This is a genomic window from Streptomyces incarnatus (genome assembly GCF_001027185.1).
Taxonomy (GTDB): Bacteria; Actinomycetota; Actinomycetes; order Streptomycetales; family Streptomycetaceae; genus Streptomyces; species Streptomyces puniciscabiei.
Genome location: NZ_CP011497.1, coordinates 4805874 through 4825619 on the forward strand (window position 1 = coordinate 4805874; position 19746 = coordinate 4825619).

Below are 19746 nucleotides of genomic sequence, written 5' to 3' on the forward strand. Positions count from 1 at the left end.
TCGACTTACGATGGGAATCTATCGAATATCGATAGGCTCAGCAAGTGTCAGGCCGCGGCGCAGCGGTCAACGGCCGTGTTCGCCGGAAGGCCTCGAAAACCGCTCCCGCAGCTTGTACTTCAGTACCTTGCGCAGGGTGTCGTTCCGCGGCAGCGCCTGTACCACCTCCAGCCGCTCCGGCAGCTTGTGGACGGACAGGCCCGAGGAGCGCAGGTAGGAGACGAGCTCCGGGAGGGTCAACCCGGCCGTTCCGGGCGGCTGTTCGACGACCGCGCAGACCAGCTCCCCCCGTTCCGCGTCCGGCAGGCCGATCACCGCGACGTCGCCGACCGACGGGTGGGCGGCGAGGAGGTCCTCGATCTCGCGGGCGGAGATGTTCTCGCCCTTGCGGATGATCACGTCCTTCAGGCGGCCGGTGAGCACCAGGTGGCCGGAGTCCGTCACATGGCCCAGGTCCCCGGTGCGCAGGAAGCCGTCGGGGTCGAAGGCGGCGGCCGTCTGGGCGGGGTCCAGATAGCCCTGGCAGACGGCCTCGCCACGGAGTCGTATCTCGCCGTCCACGACCCGGATCTCCATGCCGGCCGGTGGGCGGCCCTCGGTCGTGGCCAGGTTCTCGGGGGTGTCCCGGGGGTCGCCCATGGTGATCATCGGGACCTCGGTCATGCCGTAGCCGTGGGCGAGCTGGACGCCCATCTCGCGGACCACGCTGTGGTGGAGCTCGGGAGGCCTGGGCGCGCCGCCGCCCGCGAGCAGGCGCAGGCTCGGGATCAGCTTCTCGTGCGGCCGCTTGCGCTGCTCGGCGAGGAACAGGGAGTAGAAGGCCGTGGAGCCGCCGGCCACCGTCACCCGGTGCCGCCGGTACTCGGTCAGCGCGTCCGGCAGCGCGAAGTGCTCGAACATCACCGCCGGGAAGCCGTAGAGCAGGAGCATCACCAGGTAGTCCGGGCCGCCTATGTGGGCGTACGGGAAGGCGATCGAGCCGACGTCGTCCGGGGTGAGGCGCAGGGCGTGGGCGAGGCAGGAGCCGCCGGCGATCAGCGAGCGGTCGGTGTGCAGCACGCCCTTGGGGTCGGAGGTGGTGCCGGAGGTCCAGTAGATCCAGCGGACCGAGGTGCCCTCGGCGGGCGGGGCGGGCAGCGTCGACGGGTCGCCGTCGGGAAGGTCGTCGTACGCCTCGAAGATCCCCTTGGCGCCGAGCCGCCGCGCCATCTCCGTGTGGTCGTGACCCCGCCACACGCCCGGGACGGCGAAGAACTCCGCCCTCGACTCGCGGAGCGCGAAGCCGACCTCCCGGTCCCGGTAGAAGGGGATCACCGGGGACTGTACGGCGCCCAGGCGGGCCAGGGCGAAGGACAGCAGGGCGGTCTCGATCCGGGTGGGCAGCTGCCAGGCGACCACCGTGCCGGGGCGCACTCCCATGCCGTACAGGCCGGCCGCCACCCGCTCGGCACGCCCGCGCAGCTCGCCGAAGGTGAGGGTGCGGTCCCGCTGGAGCAGCACCGGGCGGTCGGGGGTGAGGTCGGCGCGGAGCGTCACCAGCTCCCACAGCGTGCGGGCGGAGCTCAGGGCGTGCGGTGTCTCGTTCACGTGTGCCCCCTGACCGACTTGGCTGACGAACCGTCAGCTGTCATGCTATCTGACGGACCATCAGATAAGTACCGTCCGGACGAACCGTCCCGGTGGAGCGGAACGCGGAGGGGAAACCATGACCGAACTGCCCCGCATCATCAGCGTCGACGACCATGTGATCGAGCCCGCCCACCTCTTCGAGACCTGGCTGCCGGCCCGGTACCGGGACCGCGGCCCCAAGCCGCTGACCGCCGGGATCGGGGAACTGGCCTACGTCGGCGGCAAGTACCGGATCACCATGGACCCGGCCGGCCAGCAGACCGACTGGTGGATCTACGAGGACCTGAAGTTCCCGTACAAGCGCAACATCGCCGCCGTCGGCTTCGACCGGGACGAGATGACGCTGGAGGGGATCACGAGAGAGCAGATGCGCCCGGGGTGCTGGGACCCCGCGGAGCGCCTGAAGGACATGGACCTCAACCACGTCGAGGCCAGCCTCTGCTTCCCGACCTTCCCCCGCTTCTGCGGGCAGACCTTCGCCGAGGCGCACGACAAGGAGGTCGCCCTCGCCTGTGTGCGCGCCTACAACGACTGGATGGTGGAGGAGTGGTGCGGGGACAGCGGCGGCCGGCTGATCCCGCTGTGCCTGATCCCGCTGTGGGACGTCGGACTGGCGGTCGCGGAGATCCGCCGGAACGCGGCGCGCGGGGTCCGCGCGGTGACCTTCTCCGAGATCCCCACCCACCTCGGGCTGCCGTCCATCCACTCCGGCTACTGGGACCCGTTCTTCGCCGTCTGCCAGGAGACCGGCACGGTCGTCAACATGCACATCGGCAGCAGCTCGCAGATGCCGGCCGCCTCGCCCGACGCCCCGCCCGCCGTCCAGGCCTCGCTGAGCTTCAACAACGCGATGGCCTCGATGATGGACTACCTCTTCAGCGGGGTCCTGGTGAAGTTCCCGCAGCTCAAACTCGCCTATTCGGAGGGGCAGATGGGCTGGATCCCGTACGCCCTGGAGCGCGCCGACGACGTGTGGGAGGAGCACCGCGCCTGGGGCGGGGTCAGGGACCTGATCCCCGAGCCGCCGTCGACGTACTACTACCGGCAGATCTTCTGCTGCTTCTTCCGCGACAGGCACGGCGTCGCCTCGCTGGACGTGGTCGGCCGGGACAACGCCACCTTCGAGACCGACTACCCGCACGTCGACTCGACCTTCCCGCACACCAAGGAGGTCGCCCTCGACCATGTCAAGGGCCTGGACGACGAGACGGTCTACAAGCTGATGCGCGGCAACGCCATCCGCATGCTCGGCCTGGACCTCGACCGGCAGACCTCGTGATGGACCTCTCGTACACGCCCGAAGAGGAGGAGTACCGGGCGCGGCTGCGGGAGTGGCTCGGCAAGGTGCTGCCCACCCTCCCACCGAAGCCGTCCCCGGACGACTGGCCCGCTCGCCGGGCCTACGACCTGGGCTGGCAGCGGATGCTGTACGACGCCGGGTACGCCGACGTCCACTGGGACGCCCCGCCGACCACCCGGCTGATCTTCCTGGAGGAGACGGAGAAGGCGGGCGCGCCCTATGTGGGAGCGGGTTTCGTCGGGCTGCTGCACGCCGGACCGACCATCGCCGCCGAGGGCAGTCCCCGGCAGCGGGCGCGCTGGCTGCCGCCGATCCTGCGCGGCGAGGAGGTGTGGTGCCAGGGGTTCAGCGAACCGGGCGCGGGCTCGGACCTGGCGTCACTGCGCACGCGCGCGTGGCGCGACGGCGACGACTACGTGGTCACCGGGTCCAAGATCTGGACCTCCCACGCCGAGGTCGCCGACTGGTGCGAACTGCTGGTCCGCACCGACCCCGACGCGCCGAAGCACCGGGGCATCACCTGGCTCGCCATGCCCATGTCCGCCGCCGGCATCACCGTACGGCCCCTGCGCACGCTCGCCGGTTCGGCCGAGTTCGCCGAGGTCTTCCTCGACGAGGTACGGGTGCCGGTGGCCAACCGGATCGGGGCGGAGAACGACGGCTGGCGGGTGACCATGGTGACCCTGTCCTTCGAGCGCGGCACGGCGTTCGTCGGCGAGGTGGTGGCCTGCCGCCGCGTCCTGGCCGAGCTGGCGGCCGAGGCCCGCCGCGGCGGCCGCTGGGACGATCCCGTCCTGCGGCGCCGGCTCGGCCGCCTGGACGCCGAGTTCCGGGCGCTGTGGCGGCTGACCCAGTGGAACGTGAGCGAGGCGGAGGCGAGCGGCGGGGTGCCCGGCGTCGGCGGCTCGGTCTTCAAGCTCCGCTACTCGCACGCCCGCCAGGAGCTGTACGACACGGCGGCCGACGTACTGGGCCCGGGCGCCCTCGACCTGACCCACCCCTGGGTCCTCGACCGCCTGTCCTCCCTGTCGTACACCATCGCGGCCGGCACCTCGCAGATCCAGCGCACCATCGTGGCCGAGCGGATCCTGGGCCTGCCGAAGGGGAGATGAGGGTGCGTTTCCAACTCACCGACGATCAGCGCGCGTTGCAGGCGGGCGTACGGGAGCTGCTGGACCGGCGGTTCGGGCCGGAGGCGTTGCGGGCGGCCGTCGGCGCGCCGGGGCGGCTCGACCGGGAGCTGTGGCGGGCGCTCGGTGACGCCGGGTTCTTCGCCCTGCGCCTGCCGGAGGCGGACGGCGGGGTCGGGCTGGGGCTGCCGGAGGCGGTGCTCGCCTTCGAGGAGGCGGGGCGCGCCCTGCTGCCCGGACCGCTCGTGGCGACCCACCTCGCGGCGGGAACCGTGCCGGGGGCGGCCACCGGGGAGACGGTCGTGACGGCGGTCGACGGGGAACTGGTGGAGTGGCTGGAGGCGGCGGACGTGGTGCGGGGTGAGGTGCCGGCGGCCGAGCCCCTGCGGTCGGTCGATCCACTGACCCCGCTGCACCGGGTCTCCCCGGTCGCGGGCGCGCGCACGGCCGACTCCACGGCCGACTCCACGGCCGACCCCACGGCTGTCCTCCTCACCGCCGCCGAGCAGCTCGGCACGGCAGGGCGCGTGCGGGAGATGGCGGTGCAACACGCCCGGACCCGGGAGCAGTTCGGGCAGCCGATCGGTGCCTTCCAGGCGGTCAAGCACCTGTGCGCGGATCTGCTGGTGCGCACCGAGACCGCGCGCGTCGCCGTCTACGCCGCCGCCGTCACCGGTGACCGGGCCGACATCGCCGCCGCCCGGCTGCTCGCCGACGAGGCCGCCGTACGCGGGGCCAGGGACTGCCTGCAGGTGCACGGCGGCATGGGGTTCACCTGGGAGGCGGAGGTGCACCTGTATCTGAAGCGGGCCTGGGTGCGGGCCCAGCGTGCCGGCGGAGGCACGGAGAGTGAGGAACTGCTCGCGGCCCGGCTGGCGGTCTGAGAAGGCGCACGCGGCCTGGGCAGCGCGAGCGGGAAAGCGTTGGCCCAGGATGTCGCGGATTGTGGCACGCCGGTATCACTGAGCGTCGATACCTGGTTGTGTCCTTCAAGGGGCTCGTCACGGCCCGGAGTCGGCCGTCCCCTCCGGTACCTTGTGTGGGATGCGAGTGGCTGCGAGCACGAGCCGGTCCTGCGGTGCCCCTGGGGCGGCACCGGGTCGCGCGGTGCGCGGCGCTGCTCGCGTGGCGACAACGGCCTCGGCCTACGCCTGTTCGACTCCCCGGCACGAGCGTCGCACAGTATGCCGTACGCGTACTCCTTCCCGCTGGAATATGCCCGAAGCGCTTGTTGGGGTGACTGTACGTCAACCATGCTGGTTCTCAAGGGAGTCACGTTCCGTGACCCTTGCTCGGGCCGTTGTTCTGGCCATGCAGAAAATGGCTACGATCGTGGCCCTCGTGATCGTCGTCGCGGCCGTGGTGGCCGTGACGCCCGGGTGGCGTGGGGTCATGTGTCCGCCGGTTCGGATGGTGTGAGCGGTGCAGGTGCTTCAAGTGCAGCTGGAGATCCGGCCCGACCCCACGGAGGTGGGCCGGGCGAGGAGGTGGGCCCGCTCGCGGCTCGCCGGGCTCGGGATAGCGGCCGACGAGCCGCTGGCCGAGACCCTGATCCTGCTCGTCTCCGAGCTGGTGACCAACGCGGTCGTGCACACCGGCCACGCGGCGGTGCTCCGGCTCTCCCTGCCGGGCGCGGCGGCCGACCTGCCGGGTACGGAGGCCGACCTGCCGGGTGCGGCGGCGGACCTCCCGGGTGCGGCGGCCGAGCTGCCGGACACGCCGTGCGCGGCGGCCGAGCCGGCCGGGACCGCCGAGGAGCCACCGGCATCCGCGGCCGCCACCGTGCGCGTCGAGGTGGCCGACAGCAGCTCCCGCGCCCCCGTGCCGCGTTGCGCCGGGGGTGACGCCACCGGCGGCCGTGGTCTGGCCCTGGTGGACTGCCTGGCCGATCGCTGGGGCTGGCGCCCGGAAGGCGCCGGCAAGAGCATCTGGTGCGAACTGGACCGCTGTTCACAGCCCAGGGAGAGCGCAGGGATGGCGTACGGGGGCGGGCTGTCCGCGTACGAGGGCCTCGCCTTCGAGGCGGTGTAGCGCCCGGCGCGGCGGTGCGCCGGGGGTGCATCCGTGCGCGGGTGCCGCGAACGGGGCGTACGTAACAAATCCCCGTACTGGCGTTGACGACCCGTGACCGTCTGAACACGCTTGTGGGCGACGATTCGCCGCGAGGGGACGACGAGGGCATGGATGACGGCGGCCCTCGTCGAGTGTGGGTCGCATCCGGTGGGCGGCGCGTGCGCGCAGACGGTGGGGGAGACGCGCCGCCCGGCCGGTCCACGGCCGGGCCCTAGAGAACGGCCACGGGTGCCACGGGTGTCCCCGTCGCGCCGACGAACGGCTCGGGCATCGCCGACAGCAGGAACGCGTACCGCCCCTCTTCTCCACAGGCTGTGGACAACTCTTCGAGATTCCAGTTCTGGCCCTGGAGCATGCCCATCTCCACGAGATCCAGGGCGTGTACGGGCAGCCACAGATTCTCCGACTCGGGCGGAAATATCTCAAAAGTGAGCGTGTCGTTCGCGACCGCCGCCACATCGCGCGCGTGGAACCACTCCGGCGTACGCAGGGACAGCCCCGGCGACGGATAGCCGTACCCGTGCCTGTCCCCGGCCAGGTACACCCGCACCTGCCCGGTGCGGACCAGCACGATGTCACCGGCCCGGACCCGGACGCCGCCGAACTCCTCGGCCCGTTCCAGGTCCTCCGGCGTCACCGCGTGGTCCCCCGCCAACCGGTCCACGCCACGCGCGCGTGCCACGTCCAGCAGCACCCCGCGCGAGACGATGTGCCGCGCCTTGTCGATCCCCGCGAACCCGGCACCGCCGTGCGCGGTGACCGTGTGCGCCGGGCGGCCGTTGTAGAGCTTCCCGGAGTGCGAGACATGGGTCAGCGCGTCCCAGTGGGTGCCCGCCTGCAGGCCCATGGTCACCGCGTCGTCGCTGCACGCCACCGTGCCCGGCCCGAAGAGCTCCTGGTTGATCTGGACCATGACGTGCAGCGGGTTGACCCGCCCCGGGATCACGCCCGTCTGCACCCCGTCCTGCTGAAGGGGCAGCGCGAGGGGGACACGGCGGCCGGTGCGGACGCAGCCGGCGGCCTCGCGGACGACCTCGTCGGTGATCAGGTTGAGGGTGCCGATCTCGTCGTCCGCGCCCCAGCGCCCCCAGTTGTTCACCCGCTTGGCGATCTCGTGGAACTCCTCCGGCAGTGCCATCCGGTGCCTCCCCGGGGCTTGTGTCCGTGCGTCCGGCGCGCCATAGAATCTAACGGACCGTCAGAAACCGCGGGAAGGGGCCGGGCGTGGGGAACTTCTTGGCAGGAAAGGTCGTCGCCGTGACGGGCGCCGGGCGGGGCATCGGCCGGGCGGTCGCGCGGGCGGCTGCCGCCGAGGGGGCGAAGGTCGTCGTCAACGACTACGGCGTCTCCATGGACGGCACCGCGCCGACGAGCGAGGTCGCCGAGGCCGTCGTCAAGGAGATCGAGGCGGCGGGCGGCGAGGCGGTCGCGGTCGCCGACGACATCTCCACGATGGCGGGCGGGCAGCGGGTGGTCGACGCGGCGCTGGCCTCGTACGGCCGTCTCGACGGGGTCGTGTGCGTGGCCGGGATCCTGCGCGAGCGGATGCTGTTCAACATGACCGAGGAGGAGTGGGACCCCGTGCTCGCCACCCACCTCAAGGGCACGTTCACCGTGTTCCGCGCGGCGTCCGCGGTGATGCGGAAGCAGCGCTCCGGCACGCTGATCGGCTTCACCAGCGGCAACCACCAGGGCTCCGTGTCCCAGGCCAACTACAGCGCGGCGAAGGGCGGGATCATCTCGCTGGTGCGCAGCGCGGCGCTCGGCCTGCACAAGTACGGGGTGACCGCGAACGCGGTGGCGCCGGTGGCCCGTACCCGGATGTCGGCGAACGTTCCCATGGAGCTGACGGAGATCGGCGAGCCGGAGGACGTGGCCGCGCTGGTGGTGTACCTGCTGTCCGACGGGGCCGCTGCGCTGGGCGTCACCGGGCAGGTGTACACCGTGGCGGGGCCGAAGATCGCGGTGTGGGCCCAGCCGCGTGAACTCCGGTCGGTTTATGGGGAGGGGGCGTGGACGCCGGAGCGGATTGCTGAGGTTCTGCCGGGGACGGTGGGGGTGGATCCGATGCCGATGCTTGTGCAGTTGGCGGCGATGGAAGAGGCGGCGCGGAGTGGTTCTCGGCCGAACGCCCAGTAGCTCGGGGCGCGTTGTGTTTCTGGCGGCTGCGGGTTGTGTGTGGCTGGTCGCGCAGTTCCCCGCGCCCCTTACGGGGCGCTCAAGCTGAGGGAGCTTCATGGATTTCGGGTTCAGTCACGAGGACGAAGAGTTTCGCGCCGAGGCCCGTGCTTGGCTGACTGCCAACGCCACCCCCTCGACAGACCGCCGCACCTGGGAACGCACCCTCGGTGCCGCCGGCTGGATCGGGCTCGGGTGGCCGGAGGCGGGTTACGGGAACCGTACGGCCACGCTCACACAGCAGGTCGCCTGGGCCGAGGAGTACGCCCGGTCGGCCGCGCCCCCGCGCTCCGGGCACATCGGGGAGAACCTGCTCGCGCCCACGATCCTCGCCCACGGCAGCGAGGAGCAGAAGTCTCGCTTCCTGCCGCCGATCGCGGCCGGTGAGGAGCTGTGGTGCCAGGGGTACAGCGAGCCCGGCGCGGGGTCGGACCTGGCCGGAGTGCGGACGGCGGCGGTGCGGGAGGGGGACCGTTACCGGATCAGCGGGCAGAAGATCTGGACCTCGCTCGCCCATGAGGCCGACTGGTGCTTCGTGCTGGCCCGTACCGACCCGGAGTCCAGGCGCCACCACGGGCTCAGCTTTCTGCTCGTCCCCATGGACCAGCCCGGCGTCGAGGTCCGCCCCATCCGGCAGATGACCGGGACCAGCGAGTTCAACGAGGTCTTCTTCGACGGGGCGCACGCGCGCGTGGAGCACGTCGTGGGCGGGGAGGGGCGGGGCTGGGCCGTGGCGATGAGCCTGCTCGGGTTCGAGCGCGGGGTGTCCACCCTTGCCCAACAGATCGGTTTCGCCGAGGAGTTGGCGCAGGTCGTACGGACCGCCGTGGAGACGGGAGCGGCGGCTGACCCCGTCGTACGGGCGCGGCTCGTGCGGCAGTGGGCCGAGCTGCGGACCATGCGCCGGCACGCCCTGCGCACCCTCGGCGGCTCGGCCGGCCCCGGCGCGCCCAGCGTGGCCAAGCTGCTGTGGGCCGGCTGGCACCAGCGGCTCGGCGAGCTGGCGATGCAGGTCAGGGGGGTGGCGGCCGGCGTCGGACCGGTGGACTGGTCGGCCACGGCGCCGTACGAACTCGGCGCCGATCAGCACCTGTTCCTCTTCTCCCGGGCCGACACCATCTACGGCGGCTCGGACCAGGTCCAGCGCACGATCATCGCCGAGCGCGTGCTCGGTCTGCCCAGAGAGCCCAAGGGGGCCGTGTGATGCGTGGAGTGGTGTTCGACGGCACACAGGTGCAGGTGGTCGACGACCTCGCGGTGCGGGAGCCGGGGGCCGGGGAGGTGCTGGTGGCGATCGCGGCGGCCGGGCTGTGCCACAGCGATCTGTCCGTGGTGGACGGCACCATTCCCTTCCCCGTGCCGGTGGTACTGGGCCATGAGGGGGCCGGGGTGGTGGAGGCGGTCGGTGTGGGCGTCACCCATGTGGTCCCCGGCGACCATGTGGCGCTGTCCACGCTCCCCAATTGCGGTACGTGCGCGGAGTGCGACCGGGGCCGGCCGACGATGTGCCGGCAGGCCATCGGGCGCCCGGGGAAGCCGTTCACACGGGGGGCGGGGCCGGTGCACCAGTTCGCCGCCAACTCGGCCTTCGCCGAGCGCACCGTCGTCAAGGCCGTACAGGCGGTGCGGATCCCCGAGGACATCCCGCTGGAGTCCGCCGCGCTGATCGGATGCGGGGTGCTCACGGGGGTCGGCGCCGTGCTGAACCGGGCCCGGGTGGACCGGGGGGACAGCGTCGTCGTCATCGGCACCGGCGGGATCGGGCTGAACGTGCTGCAGGGCGCGCGGCTCGCGGGGGCGCTGAGGATCGTCGCCGTGGACGCCAACCCGGACAAGGAGGAGGTGGCCCGGCAGTTCGGCGCGACCGACTTCCTGACCTCCACCGACGGCGTGCGGGACATCCTGCCCACGGGCGCCGACCACGCCTTCGAGTGCGTCGGCCGGGTGGAGCTGATCCGGCAGGCGATCGACCTGCTCGACCGGCACGGCCAGGCCGTCCTCCTCGGCGTGCCGCCCGCCACCGCCGAGGCCTCCTTCCTGGTCTCCTCCCTCTACCTGGACAAGTCCGTCCTGGGCTGCCGCTACGGCTCCTCCCGCCCCCAGCGGGACATCGCCCTGTACGCCGACCTGTACCGCCAGGGCCGCCTGCTGCTCGACGAGTTGGTGACGGCGGTCTACCCGGTGGAGGACTTCGCCAAGGCCCGCGCGGACGCGGAGGCGGGGCGGGTGGCCCGGGCGGTGCTCACGTTCTGACGCCCGCCCGGAAGGTGCGGCGGTAGGCGGTCGGCGTCACCCCGAGCGCCTGCTGGAGGTGCTGGCGCATCGACTGGGCGGTGCCGAAGCCCGCCTCGTGGGCCACCTGGTCGATGGACAGGTCGGTGGTCTCCAGCAGGTGGCGGGCGCGTTCGACGCGCTGCTGGGTGAGCCACTGGCCGGGGCTGATCCCGACCTCCTCGCGGAAGCGGCGGGTGAAGGTGCGCACCGACATGGCCTCCCGCTCGGCCATGTCCCGCAGCTGGATCGGCTCGTGGAGGCGGCCGAGCGCCCAGGCGCGGGCGGCTCTCGTCGTGGCCAGCTGGGGGTCCGGGACCGGGCGGTGGATGTACTGGGCCTGGCCGCCGTCCCGGTGCGGCGGTACGACCGTGAGCCGGGCGACCTCGTTGGCGACCGCCGTGCCGAAGTCGCGGCGCACCATGTGCAGGCACAGGTCGATCCCGGCGGCCACCCCCGCCGAGGTGAGCACGTCGCCGTCGTCGATGAACAGCACGTCCGCGTCCACCCTGATCCTCGGGAACATCCGCTGGAAGCGCTCGGCGTCCCGCCAGTGCGTGGTCGCCGGGCGGCCGTCGAGATGTCCGGCGGCGGCGAGGACGTAGACGCCGGTGCAGATGGAGGCGAGCCGGGTGCCGGGGCGGATCCGGGCGAGGGCGGCCGACAGCTCGTCGGTGAGCCGGCCCTCCTCGAAGACCGGGCCGAGTTCGTACGACGCCGGGACGATCACCGTGTCCGCGTCGGCGAGGGCCTCCGGGCCGTGGGCGACGTGGACGGCGAAGTCGGCGTCGGTCTGCACCGGGCCGGGCGGCCGTACCGAGCAGGTCACCACCTCGTACAGGTGACGTCCGTGCTCGTCCCTGGGGCGGCCGAAGATGCGGTGCGGGATGCCCAGCTCGAAGGGGAGCAGCCCGTCGAGGGCGAGCACGACGACCCGGTGCGGACGGAATCCGTCAGTGACAGCGGCCATGGCCTGATCCTAGCGAATGCTGGCCCTCGGGCCACTCGATGTGCGCTCATGGAAACAGCACGCTGGACGACGTGACTCAGACAAGCCCAGCCGCAGCCCCCGTCCAGGCCGCCCCGCCCGCCCGGCGCCGCCGTGTGCACCGGGCGTGGTTCGTCGCCGCCGTCACCTTCGTCACGATCATCGGCGCGGCCGCCTTCCGCTCCCTGCCCGGCCTGCTCATCGACCCGCTGCACCAGGAGTTCGGCTGGTCGCGCGGCACGATCGGCGCGGCCGTCTCCATCAACCTCGCCCTGTACGGCCTCACCGCCCCCTTCGCCGCCGCGCTGATGGACCGCTTCGGCATCCGCCGGGTGGTCGCCGGCGCGCTGACCGTGATCGCGGCCGGCTCGGGCCTGACCGTGTGGATGACGGCGGCCTGGCAGCTGTGGCTGTGCTGGGGCCTGCTGGTCGGCCTGGGCTCCGGATCGATGGCCCTGGCCTTCGCCGCGACGGTCACCAACCGGTGGTTCACCGAGCGGCGCGGACTGGTCAGCGGCATCCTCACCGCCGCGTCCGCCTCCGGCCAGCTGATCTTCCTGCCGGTGCTGTCCTGGCTGACCGAACACCACGGCTGGCGCCCGGCCGCCGTCACGGTCGCCCTGGCGGCGCTCGCCGTCGTCCCCTTCGTCTGGATCCTGCTGCGCGACCACCCGGCCGACGTCGGCCAGAAGCCGTACGGAGCCACGGAGTTCGTGCCCAAGCCGCCGCCGGTGACCGGTGCCGCCCGCCGCACGCTGAAGGTGCTCTCGACCTCCGTCCGCACCGGCACCTTCTGGCTGCTCGCCGGCACCTTCGCGATCTGCGGTGCCTCCACCAACGGCCTGATCCAGACCCACTTCGTGCCCGCCGAGCACGACCACGGCATGCCGGTCACCACGGCGGCCTCGCTGCTCGCGGTCATCGGCGTGTTCGACGTGGCCGGCACGATCGCCTCCGGCTGGTTCACCGACCGCTTCGAACCGCGCCGCCTGCTCGCGGTGTACTACGCCCTGCGCGGCATCTCCCTGGTCTTCCTCCCGATGCTGCTGGGCCCCGCGGTCCACCCCCCGATGCTGTTCTTCATCGTCTTCTACGGCCTGGACTGGGTGGCCACCGTGCCGCCGACCCTCGCCCTGTGCCGCGAGAACTACGGCGAGGACAGCGCCATCGTCTTCGGCTGGGTGCTCGCCTCCCACCAGGTCGGCGCGGCCCTCGTCGCCTACCTCGGCGGCCTCGCCCGTGACGTCTTCGGCTCCTACGACCTCGTCTGGTACGCCTCCGGCACGCTGTGCGCGGCGGCGGCCCTGATGGCCCTGGTGATCCGCCGGACCCCGACGGCGGCACTGCCCGCCGTGTCCTGAACCCGCCCCGTGCCCGTGCGCGCGGTCCTGAACCCCTAGGGGCCGATCCGGGCGAACCGACCCCGGTGGAACAGCAGCGGTTCGTCCCGCCCCTCCGTGCCGAGGGCGTCCACGCGGCCCACGACGATCAGGTGGTCGCCCCCGGGGTGCACGGCGTGGACGGTGCAGTCGATCCAGGCGGCGGCGCCGGTCAGGCGCGGGGAGCCGGAGGCGGGTGCCGGGTCGTACGCCACCCCGGCGAACTTGTCCGCGCCGCTCACCGCGAAGGCCCGGCACAGTTCGTCCTGGCCGGCGCCGAGCACGTTGACGCAGAAGACGCCCGCGCGGGCGATCCGGGGCCAGGTGGCCGACGTACGGCCCACCATGAAGCAGACGAGGGGTGGTTCGAGGGAGAGGGAGGCGAAGGACTGGCAGGCGAAACCGGCGGGGTCCCGCTCCCCGTCGGCGGCCGGTGCCGTGATCACCGTCACGCCGCTCGCGAAGCTTCCCAGCACCCGCCGGAACTCGGCCGGGTCCACCGGAGCCCGCTCGTCCTCCCGCACGCACCGCAACTCCGGCCGTGGCAACGGCTCCACGGGCCCGCGCCCCAGATACCGGACGGCGGCGGCCGCCGCCCCTGCGTGTCCCATCACGCCATCCATTGAAGCTGACGGCACGTCAGATGGGAAGCCCGGCGGAGCGCCCCGTACAGGCACTTCATAGGCTGCGGCCATGGGGTGGGACAAAGCGCGCGAGCGGGTCCGGGACATCCTGGGCGACCTGGCGGCCGCGATCCCGGTGAACGCGGCACAGCTGCCGGCGGCCGGGTTGCTGTGGTGGATCTGGACCGCGAGCCGGGACCAGTACGGCACCGGCCACGGCGGCGCCTTCGGGATCTTCTGCCTGCTCCTCTTCGCGCCGCTGCTGCTGCCGCCCCTGGGCCTGCTCGTCACCGCCCTGCTGACGCTGCCGGCGACGCTGCTCACCCGCCCGGCGCTGCGCCGGTTCGGCGGCCCGGAGTGGTCCTGGCGCGTGCTGGGGGCGGCGGCCACGGGCGTCGGCTGGGCCGCGCCGGCCAGGGCCCTCGCGCCGTGGCCGTTCGTCACCACGGCGTCGGTCCTCACCCTCCTCGGCCTGCTGCCCGCGCTCGGCATCGCCTACGTCCGCACGCGTCCCTGGTCGCGGTGGGGCCTGTGGTGGCGCTCGGCACTCGCCTGTGCCGCCCTGTTCGCGCTGGCCCTCGGCGGCGGACTCGCGGCCTCGGCGACCGCCTGATCCCGCGGTACGAGCCGCCCCGGCCGACCCGCGCCCAGTTCGCCCGGGTCCGGCACCCGGAAGGCCGGGCGGGACCCGCGCCTCTCCGTGAAGCGCGCCGTCAGTAGTCGATGCGGTCGGACTTGGCCAGCCACGCGTCGAACGGTGCCGTGCGGTTCGGCAGGTCCAGGTGCTCGACGGACATCGGCCACATCGACTCGGGCTTCTTCTCGAGCAGGTCGTAGAACTTGCGGTCGTCGAAACCGGCCACCGCGGCGTCGTGCCGGTCGGCGGAGTAGACGAGCCGGTCGACGCGCGCCCACAGCGCGGTGGCGAGGCACATCGGGCACGGCTCGCACGACGTGATCAGGACACAGCCCTCCAGGGAGAAGGTGTCCAGTGCCCTGCAGGCGGCGCGTATCGCACTCACCTCGGCGTGCGCCGAGGGGTCCAGGGTCGCGGTGACCTGGTTGTTCCCGAGCGCGACGACCTCGCCGTCCTTGGCGATGAGCGCGCCGAAGGGGCCGCCGCCGTTCGTCACGCTGTCGGTGGCCAGGCTGATCGCCTTCGCCATCCAGACGCGCTCGGCCTCCTGGGCGCTCGTCTCCTGGGTGTGCAGGGTCATGAGTGGGTCACTCCATAGGGTATTGAGCGGCCCGGGAGGGCCGGAGGGGGCTGTGAAACTCGCCTTGACCAGGTGCAACTTGCACGATGAGTACACAGCCGGCCGAGTGGAATCGGCCAGGAAAGGAAGACATGAAAGCCGCCGCCGGCCGGGACCGGCTCTTTGTGGATTGCTACAAGAGCCGGTCCGCCCGACGGCGGTGGTGAACTCCTGGGCCCGGGGTCTCAGCGCCCCCGGAATTCCGCCCCCCGGCGCTCCGCGAACGCCCGCAGGCCTTCCTGGGCGTCCTCGGTCGCCATGTTGAGCTCCTGGGCCCAGGCCTCCGCGGCGAAGGCGGTGGCCCGGTCCGACTCCAGCGAGGTGTTCACCAGGTGCTTGGTCAGGGCCAGGGCGCGGGTCGGGGCGGCGGCCAGACGGGTGGCCCACTCGCGGGCCGTCTTCTCCAGCTCGCCGTCCGGGACGGCCCGGTTGATCAGGCCCAGGCGGGCCGCGTCCGCCGCCGGCACCGCGTCACCGAAGAACATCAGCTCCTTCGCCCGGTGCGGTCCCAGCAGACGGGGGAGCAGGTACGCGCCGCCGCCGTCCGGCACCAGACCCCGCCGTACGAACACCTCCACGAAACGGGCCGACTCGGCGGCCAGCACCAGGTCGCAGGCGAACGCCAGGTGCGCGCCGAGCCCCGCCGCCGTGCCGTTCACGGCGGCGATCACCGGCTTCTCGCAGTCCAGAACCGCCGCGATCAGACGCTGGGCGCCCTGGCGCAGCATCCGGGACACATCGCCGGGGAGCCGGGCCACATCGCCGGGGTGCCGGGAGCCGGAGCCAGCACCGGAGCCCGCATCGGAGCCCGCATCGGAGCCCGTATCGGAGCCGGAGCCCGCATCGGAACCCGCGCCCGCGCCCGCGCCCGCGCCGGAGCCGGAGCCAGCACCGGAGCTGGGGCCCGCGCCCGCGCCGGAGCCGACGCCCGAGACCGAGCCTGAACCCGCACCGGAGCCCGCGCCCGCGTCCGTGCCCGTCCCGCCCCGCAGGTCCGCGCCCGCGCAGAAGCCCCGCCCCCGGCCGGTCAGTACCACCGCCCGGACGGCCGGGTCGGCCGACGCCTGGGCGAGCAGGTCGATCAGCCGGTCCCGCAGTGCCGGAGTGAGCGCGTTGAGGGACTCGGGGCGGTTCAGGGTGACGTAGGCGACCTGGCCGCTCCGCTCGGTCTCCAGCTCGCTCACCGGCACACCACCAGCGCGTCCAGCGCCACCGCGCCCTGCCCCTGGGGCAGCACCATCAGCGGGTTGATGTCCAGCTCCGCAACGAACCCGCCCAGTTCGAGCGCCATGCGCTGAACCCGCAGGACCACCTCCACCAGCGCGTCCCGGTCGGCCGGCGGGCGGCCCCGGACGCCGTCCAGCAGGGCCCGGCCGCGCAGCTCGGTGAGCATGGCGCGGGCCTGGTCCTCGCCGAACGGCGGCACCCGGACCGCCGCGTCGTGCAGGACCTCCACCAGCACCCCGCCGAGCCCCACCGTCACCGTCGGCCCGAACAGGTCGTCGTGGCTCATCCCGACGACCATCTCCACGCCCTGCTCGACCATCTGGCACACCAGGATCCCGTCCAGCGCGACCCCCTCGTAGCGGGCGATGTCGGTGAGCTCGCGGTAGGCGTCCCTGACCTGGCTGGCCGACGTCAGACCGATCTTCACCAGGCCCAGTTCGGTCTTGTGGGCGATCTCGGCGCCGGAGGCCTTCATCACTACCGGGTAGCCGACCTGGGCCGCCGCCCGTACGGCCGCCGCCGCGCTGGTCACCAGCTGCTCGCGCGGCACCCGGATGCCGTAGGCGCGCAGCAGCTGCTTGGCCGCGTGCTCGCTCAGCTGCTGACCCGGGCGCATCAGCGCCTCCGCCTTGCGGTACGACGGCGAGGGCGTGCGCGGGGCCTCGTCGAAGGGGGAGCGGTAGTCGCTCACGAAGCGATGGTGGTCCAGCCAGGCGCGGACGGCCCGCAGGCAGTTGCCCAGCGTGCGGAAGGTGGCCACGCGCGAGGAGCCGAGCAGGACCTCGCGGTACGCCGCCTCCGTGCCCACCGGCGAACCCCACACCACGCACACCAGCTTGTCCGTCCGCTCCGCCGCCGCGACCAGGTCCGCCACCAGCTTGTCGCTCAGCGGCGGGAACGGGCCGGTGACCGGGCAGACCAGGACGCCGACCGACGGGTCGGCGAGGATCGCGTCGATGATCTTCCGGCCGCGCGCGTCGCCCACCGGATGCCCGCCGCTGTCCACCGGGTTGGCCACGCTCAGGTACTCCGGTATCCACTGGTGCAGCTCGGCCTGCCTGGCCTCCGCCAGGCGGGGCAGGCGGAGCCCGGCCGCCGTGGCGAGGTCGGCCGCGTGCGCGCCGGTGCCGCCGGAGATCGAGTACACCGCGACCCCGTCCGCCAGCGGCGCCCGCGCCCGCGCCAGCAGGGCCGCGGTGTCCTGGAGTTCGTCGAGCCCGTCGACCCGTACCACCCCGAACTGCCGCATCGCCGCGTCCACCACGTCGTCGGCGCCGGTGAGCTTGCCGGTGTGCGAGGCCGCCGTACGCGCGCCGGCCTCGGTGCGGCCGACCTTCACCGCGACCACCGGCACCCCGCGGCGGGCGGCGCGGTCGGCGGCCAGCAGGAAGGCGCGGCCGTCCTTCAGGCCCTCCACGTAGCAGGCGACGGCGCCGACCTCGGGCTGCTCGGCGAACCAGGAGAGGAAGTCGGCCGTCTCCAGGTCGGCCTCGTTGCCGGTGGGCGCCCAGTGGGAGAGCCGGATGCCGAGCTCCTGGAGGGCGAAGACCGGGCGGCCCTGATGGCCGGACTGGGTGATCAGGGCGATCGCCGGGCCGGTCAGATCCTCCCGGAAGTGCTCGAAGGCGTTGAGGTTGGTGTTCGGGCCCAGCAGGCGCAGACCGGAGCGGCGTACGGCGTCCGCGAGCCGCGCCTGCGCCTCGGCGCCCGCCTCGCCCGTCTCGGCGAACCCGGAGGCGAAGGCGACCGCGAACCTCACCTTGGCGTCGGCCAGTTCCTCGACCACCGGCAGCGGGTCGGCCACCAGCAGCACGGCCAGGTCGACCTGCCCGGGCGGCAGGTCGGCGACGGAGGCGACGCAGGGGATGCCGAACACCGAGGGGCGGGCCGGATGCACCGGATACACCCGCGCCCCCACCCGCTCGGCCCAGGACAGCAGCTGCCGGGTGATCCCGGTGTTCGGGCGTCCCTCCGTGTCCGAGGCGCCGATCACGGCGACCGACTCGGGCCGGAAGAAGCGGGTCAGGTCGGGGACGTCCGCGTACAGCGGCCGCCCGCTGACGTCCAGGTCGTCGACCCGGTCGTGGACGACGGGGCCGGGCCGCCGCTCGCCGCACGCGATGACCCGGGCCCGGCGGGAGTCGGTGGTGAGGGTGCCGTGGGTTGATCCAAGCATCGGTCCGCCCGCTCCTGTGAGACAGCACAAGTAAACTGACGCTCTGTCAGATTACTGAACTGACGTAGTGTCAGGAACGGGTCGGAACGGAGAAGTTACCGGCCGGTGCGCAGGTGCCGGGCCACCGCCTTCGCGATCTTCCCGGCGTCGAGGGCCATTTCCCGGAACATTCCACTGATCGGGTTGGTGTAACCGGTGAAGAACAGGCCGGGTGCCTGCGCGGGCGTAAGGCCCCCGTGCACCACCGGCCTCCCGCGCCCGTCCAGCACCCCGAGGTGCCCGACCAGGCCCTCCAGCGCCCGCGTGTACCCGGTCGCCGCGATCACCGCGTCCGGCTCGATCCGGCTGCCGTCGGTGAGGATCACCTTCCCGTCCTCGAAGGACTCGACGGCGGCCACGACCTCCACCTTGCCCGCGCGCACCGCGTCGATCAGGCCGACGTCCTGGACCGGGATGGCGCCCTCCTTCACCCTGCTGTACATCCCGGTGTCCGGGCGCGGCAGCCCGTGGGCCGACAGGTCCGGCACGCCGAGCCGGGCGGCCGACCTGGCGAGCCGGTCCACCAGCCGTACCGGCAGCCGCCGTACCAGCACGCCCGAGTACTGCGCGGGCCAGCCGAGCGTCGTACGGCGCACGAGGTGCGGCACGGTGCGCACGGCCAGCCGCACCCGGGCCGCCCCGCCCTCCACCAGGTCCACGGCGATCTCGGCGCCGGTGTTGCCGACGCCGACGACCAGCACGTCCCGGCCGGCGTACGGCCCGGCGTTGCGGTAGGCGTCTGCGTGCAGGAACTCCCCGCCGTACTCCGCGAGGCCCGGCCAGTCGGGGACGCGCGGGGTGTGGTTGTAGCCGGTGGCGACGACCACCGCGCCGCCGGTCAGCTCGCGCCCGCCGGAGGCGTGCAGCAGCCAGCCGGTGCCGTCCCCGGTCCGCTCGACGCGGAAGACCTCCACGCCGGTGACGATCTCCAGCTCGTGGTGCTCGGCGTACTTCTCCAGGTAGCGCACCACGTCGTCGCGGGACACCCAGCGCCCGAACTTCCGGGGGATCTTCAGGCCCGGCAGCGCGGACAGCCGCCGGGTGGTGTGCAGCCGGAGCCGGTCGTAGTGGCCGCGCCAGGAGGCGCCCACGTGGTCGGCCTTCTCCAGCACCACGGCCCGTATGCCCCGCGCCCGCAGCGCGTACGCGGCGGCCAGGCCGCCCGGACCGGCGCCGATGACGTAGACCGGGCGGTCGGCGGGCGTGGCGGAGAGCTGCACGGAAGCGGAACGGGAGGCGGTCATGCTCGGGAGCGTAACCACGCACCCGGTTGATGGGTCTCGGTCAAGACCGGAATTGGTTGCGGATTGATCACGGGTGTAGGAGGAGTGGGTGGGGCCGGTGACGCAGGACACCTGGTTGTGGCGGTACGGCGATCGTCCCCGCCCCGCATGCCTGCCTCCGGGCCCTGTGTCCCGTCGTGGTTCTGGGGTGATTCAGGGCCGGCTCGCAGGTGGGCTTCGACCGCTATCTGACG

At 72.9% G+C, this 19746-nt stretch carries 17 protein-coding genes; 9 read left to right on the forward strand and 8 right to left on the reverse strand.

The window, feature by feature from the left end; all coding sequences use genetic code 11:
* Window positions 1-66: 66 nt before the first annotated feature.
* A complete protein-coding gene (locus tag ABB07_RS21670; RefSeq protein ID WP_208900252.1) occupies window positions 67-1587 on the reverse strand; it encodes a class I adenylate-forming enzyme family protein in 1521 nt (506 codons plus the stop codon).
* A gap of 118 nt (window positions 1588-1705) precedes the next feature.
* Between ABB07_RS21670 and ABB07_RS21675 the strand changes: the two genes are divergently transcribed.
* The 4 genes from ABB07_RS21675 (at window position 1706) to ABB07_RS21690 (ending at window position 6090) form a co-directional block, all read left to right on the forward strand.
* The gene (locus tag ABB07_RS21675) at window positions 1706-2908 is read left to right on the forward strand and encodes an amidohydrolase family protein (RefSeq protein WP_208900253.1); all 1203 of its coding nucleotides are present in this window, start codon (window positions 1706-1708) and stop codon (window positions 2906-2908) included.
* Window positions 2908-4041 (forward strand): acyl-CoA dehydrogenase family protein, encoded by a 1134-nt coding sequence (locus ABB07_RS21680; protein ID WP_208900254.1) that lies wholly within the window; start codon window positions 2908-2910, stop codon window positions 4039-4041. Before ABB07_RS21675 ends, ABB07_RS21680 begins: the two co-directional genes overlap by 1 nt.
* Before the next feature lie 2 nt (window positions 4042-4043).
* Window positions 4044-4943 carry an acyl-CoA dehydrogenase family protein gene (locus ABB07_RS21685; RefSeq protein WP_208903561.1) on the forward strand — a complete coding sequence of 300 codons (900 nt, stop codon included), beginning with the start codon at window positions 4044-4046 and terminating at the stop codon, window positions 4941-4943.
* A 553-nt stretch (window positions 4944-5496) separates the two neighbouring features.
* Window positions 5497-6090 (forward strand): ATP-binding protein, encoded by a 594-nt coding sequence (locus ABB07_RS21690; RefSeq protein WP_208900255.1) that lies wholly within the window; start codon window positions 5497-5499, stop codon window positions 6088-6090.
* Window positions 6091-6343: 253 nt separating this feature from the next.
* Here ABB07_RS21690 and ABB07_RS21695 read toward each other — a convergent pair whose 3' ends face one another.
* Window positions 6344-7270, reverse strand: coding sequence for a cyclase family protein (locus ABB07_RS21695; protein WP_208900256.1), 927 nt, complete (start codon window positions 7268-7270; stop codon window positions 6344-6346).
* A gap of 86 nt (window positions 7271-7356) precedes the next feature.
* Between ABB07_RS21695 and ABB07_RS21700 the strand changes: the two genes are divergently transcribed.
* The 3 genes from ABB07_RS21700 (at window position 7357) to ABB07_RS21710 (ending at window position 10563) form a co-directional block, all read left to right on the forward strand.
* Entirely contained in the window at window positions 7357-8271 is a 915-nt protein-coding gene (locus ABB07_RS21700) for an SDR family NAD(P)-dependent oxidoreductase (protein ID WP_208900257.1), read from the forward strand.
* A gap of 97 nt (window positions 8272-8368) precedes the next feature.
* On the forward strand, window positions 8369-9514 hold the full coding sequence (locus ABB07_RS21705) for an acyl-CoA dehydrogenase family protein (protein ID WP_208900258.1): 1146 nt from the start codon (window positions 8369-8371) through the stop codon (window positions 9512-9514).
* Window positions 9514-10563 carry an alcohol dehydrogenase catalytic domain-containing protein gene (locus tag ABB07_RS21710; RefSeq protein WP_208900259.1) on the forward strand — a complete coding sequence of 350 codons (1050 nt, stop codon included), beginning with the start codon at window positions 9514-9516 and terminating at the stop codon, window positions 10561-10563. The genes ABB07_RS21705 and ABB07_RS21710 overlap by 1 nt, the downstream gene beginning before the upstream one ends.
* Here the strand turns inward: ABB07_RS21710 and ABB07_RS21715 are convergent.
* Complete coding sequence (locus ABB07_RS21715; protein ID WP_208900260.1) at window positions 10553-11551, reverse strand: GlxA family transcriptional regulator; 999 nt, start codon at window positions 11549-11551, stop codon at window positions 10553-10555. The two genes, ABB07_RS21710 and ABB07_RS21715, sit on opposite strands and share 11 nt — an antisense overlap.
* Window positions 11552-11622: 71 nt before the next feature.
* Here ABB07_RS21715 and ABB07_RS21720 point away from each other — a divergent pair, with 71 nt between their 5' ends.
* Entirely contained in the window at window positions 11623-12930 is a 1308-nt protein-coding gene (locus tag ABB07_RS21720) for an MFS transporter (RefSeq protein ID WP_208900261.1), read from the forward strand.
* Between the two features lie 35 nt (window positions 12931-12965).
* On the opposite strand, the gene ABB07_RS21725 is transcribed toward ABB07_RS21720, so the two are convergent.
* A complete protein-coding gene (locus ABB07_RS21725) occupies window positions 12966-13559 on the reverse strand; it encodes a flavin reductase family protein (RefSeq protein ID WP_208900262.1) in 594 nt (197 codons plus the stop codon).
* 82 nt (window positions 13560-13641) lie between these two features.
* Between ABB07_RS21725 and ABB07_RS21730 the strand changes: the two genes are divergently transcribed.
* Entirely contained in the window at window positions 13642-14184 is a 543-nt protein-coding gene (locus ABB07_RS21730; protein WP_208900263.1) for a hypothetical protein, read from the forward strand.
* A gap of 100 nt (window positions 14185-14284) precedes the next feature.
* Here ABB07_RS21730 and ABB07_RS21735 read toward each other — a convergent pair whose 3' ends face one another.
* The 4 genes from ABB07_RS21735 to ABB07_RS21750 all read right to left on the reverse strand — a co-directional run bounded on the left by ABB07_RS21735 (window position 14285) and on the right by ABB07_RS21750 (window position 19513).
* Window positions 14285-14788: a nucleoside deaminase gene (locus ABB07_RS21735; protein ID WP_208900264.1), complete on the reverse strand. Its 504-nt coding sequence runs from the start codon at window positions 14786-14788 to the stop codon at window positions 14285-14287.
* A gap of 224 nt (window positions 14789-15012) precedes the next feature.
* Window positions 15013-16011, reverse strand: coding sequence for an enoyl-CoA hydratase/isomerase family protein (locus ABB07_RS21740; protein ID WP_244189461.1), 999 nt, complete (start codon window positions 16009-16011; stop codon window positions 15013-15015).
* Window positions 16008-18230, reverse strand: a complete 2223-nt coding sequence (locus ABB07_RS21745; protein ID WP_208900266.1) for an acetate--CoA ligase family protein — start codon at window positions 18228-18230, stop codon at window positions 16008-16010. The genes ABB07_RS21740 and ABB07_RS21745 overlap by 4 nt, the downstream gene beginning before the upstream one ends.
* A 95-nt stretch (window positions 18231-18325) precedes the next feature.
* On the reverse strand, window positions 18326-19513 hold the full coding sequence (locus tag ABB07_RS21750) for a flavin-containing monooxygenase (RefSeq protein WP_208900267.1): 1188 nt from the start codon (window positions 19511-19513) through the stop codon (window positions 18326-18328).
* Between the last annotated feature and the right edge of the window lie 233 nt (window positions 19514-19746).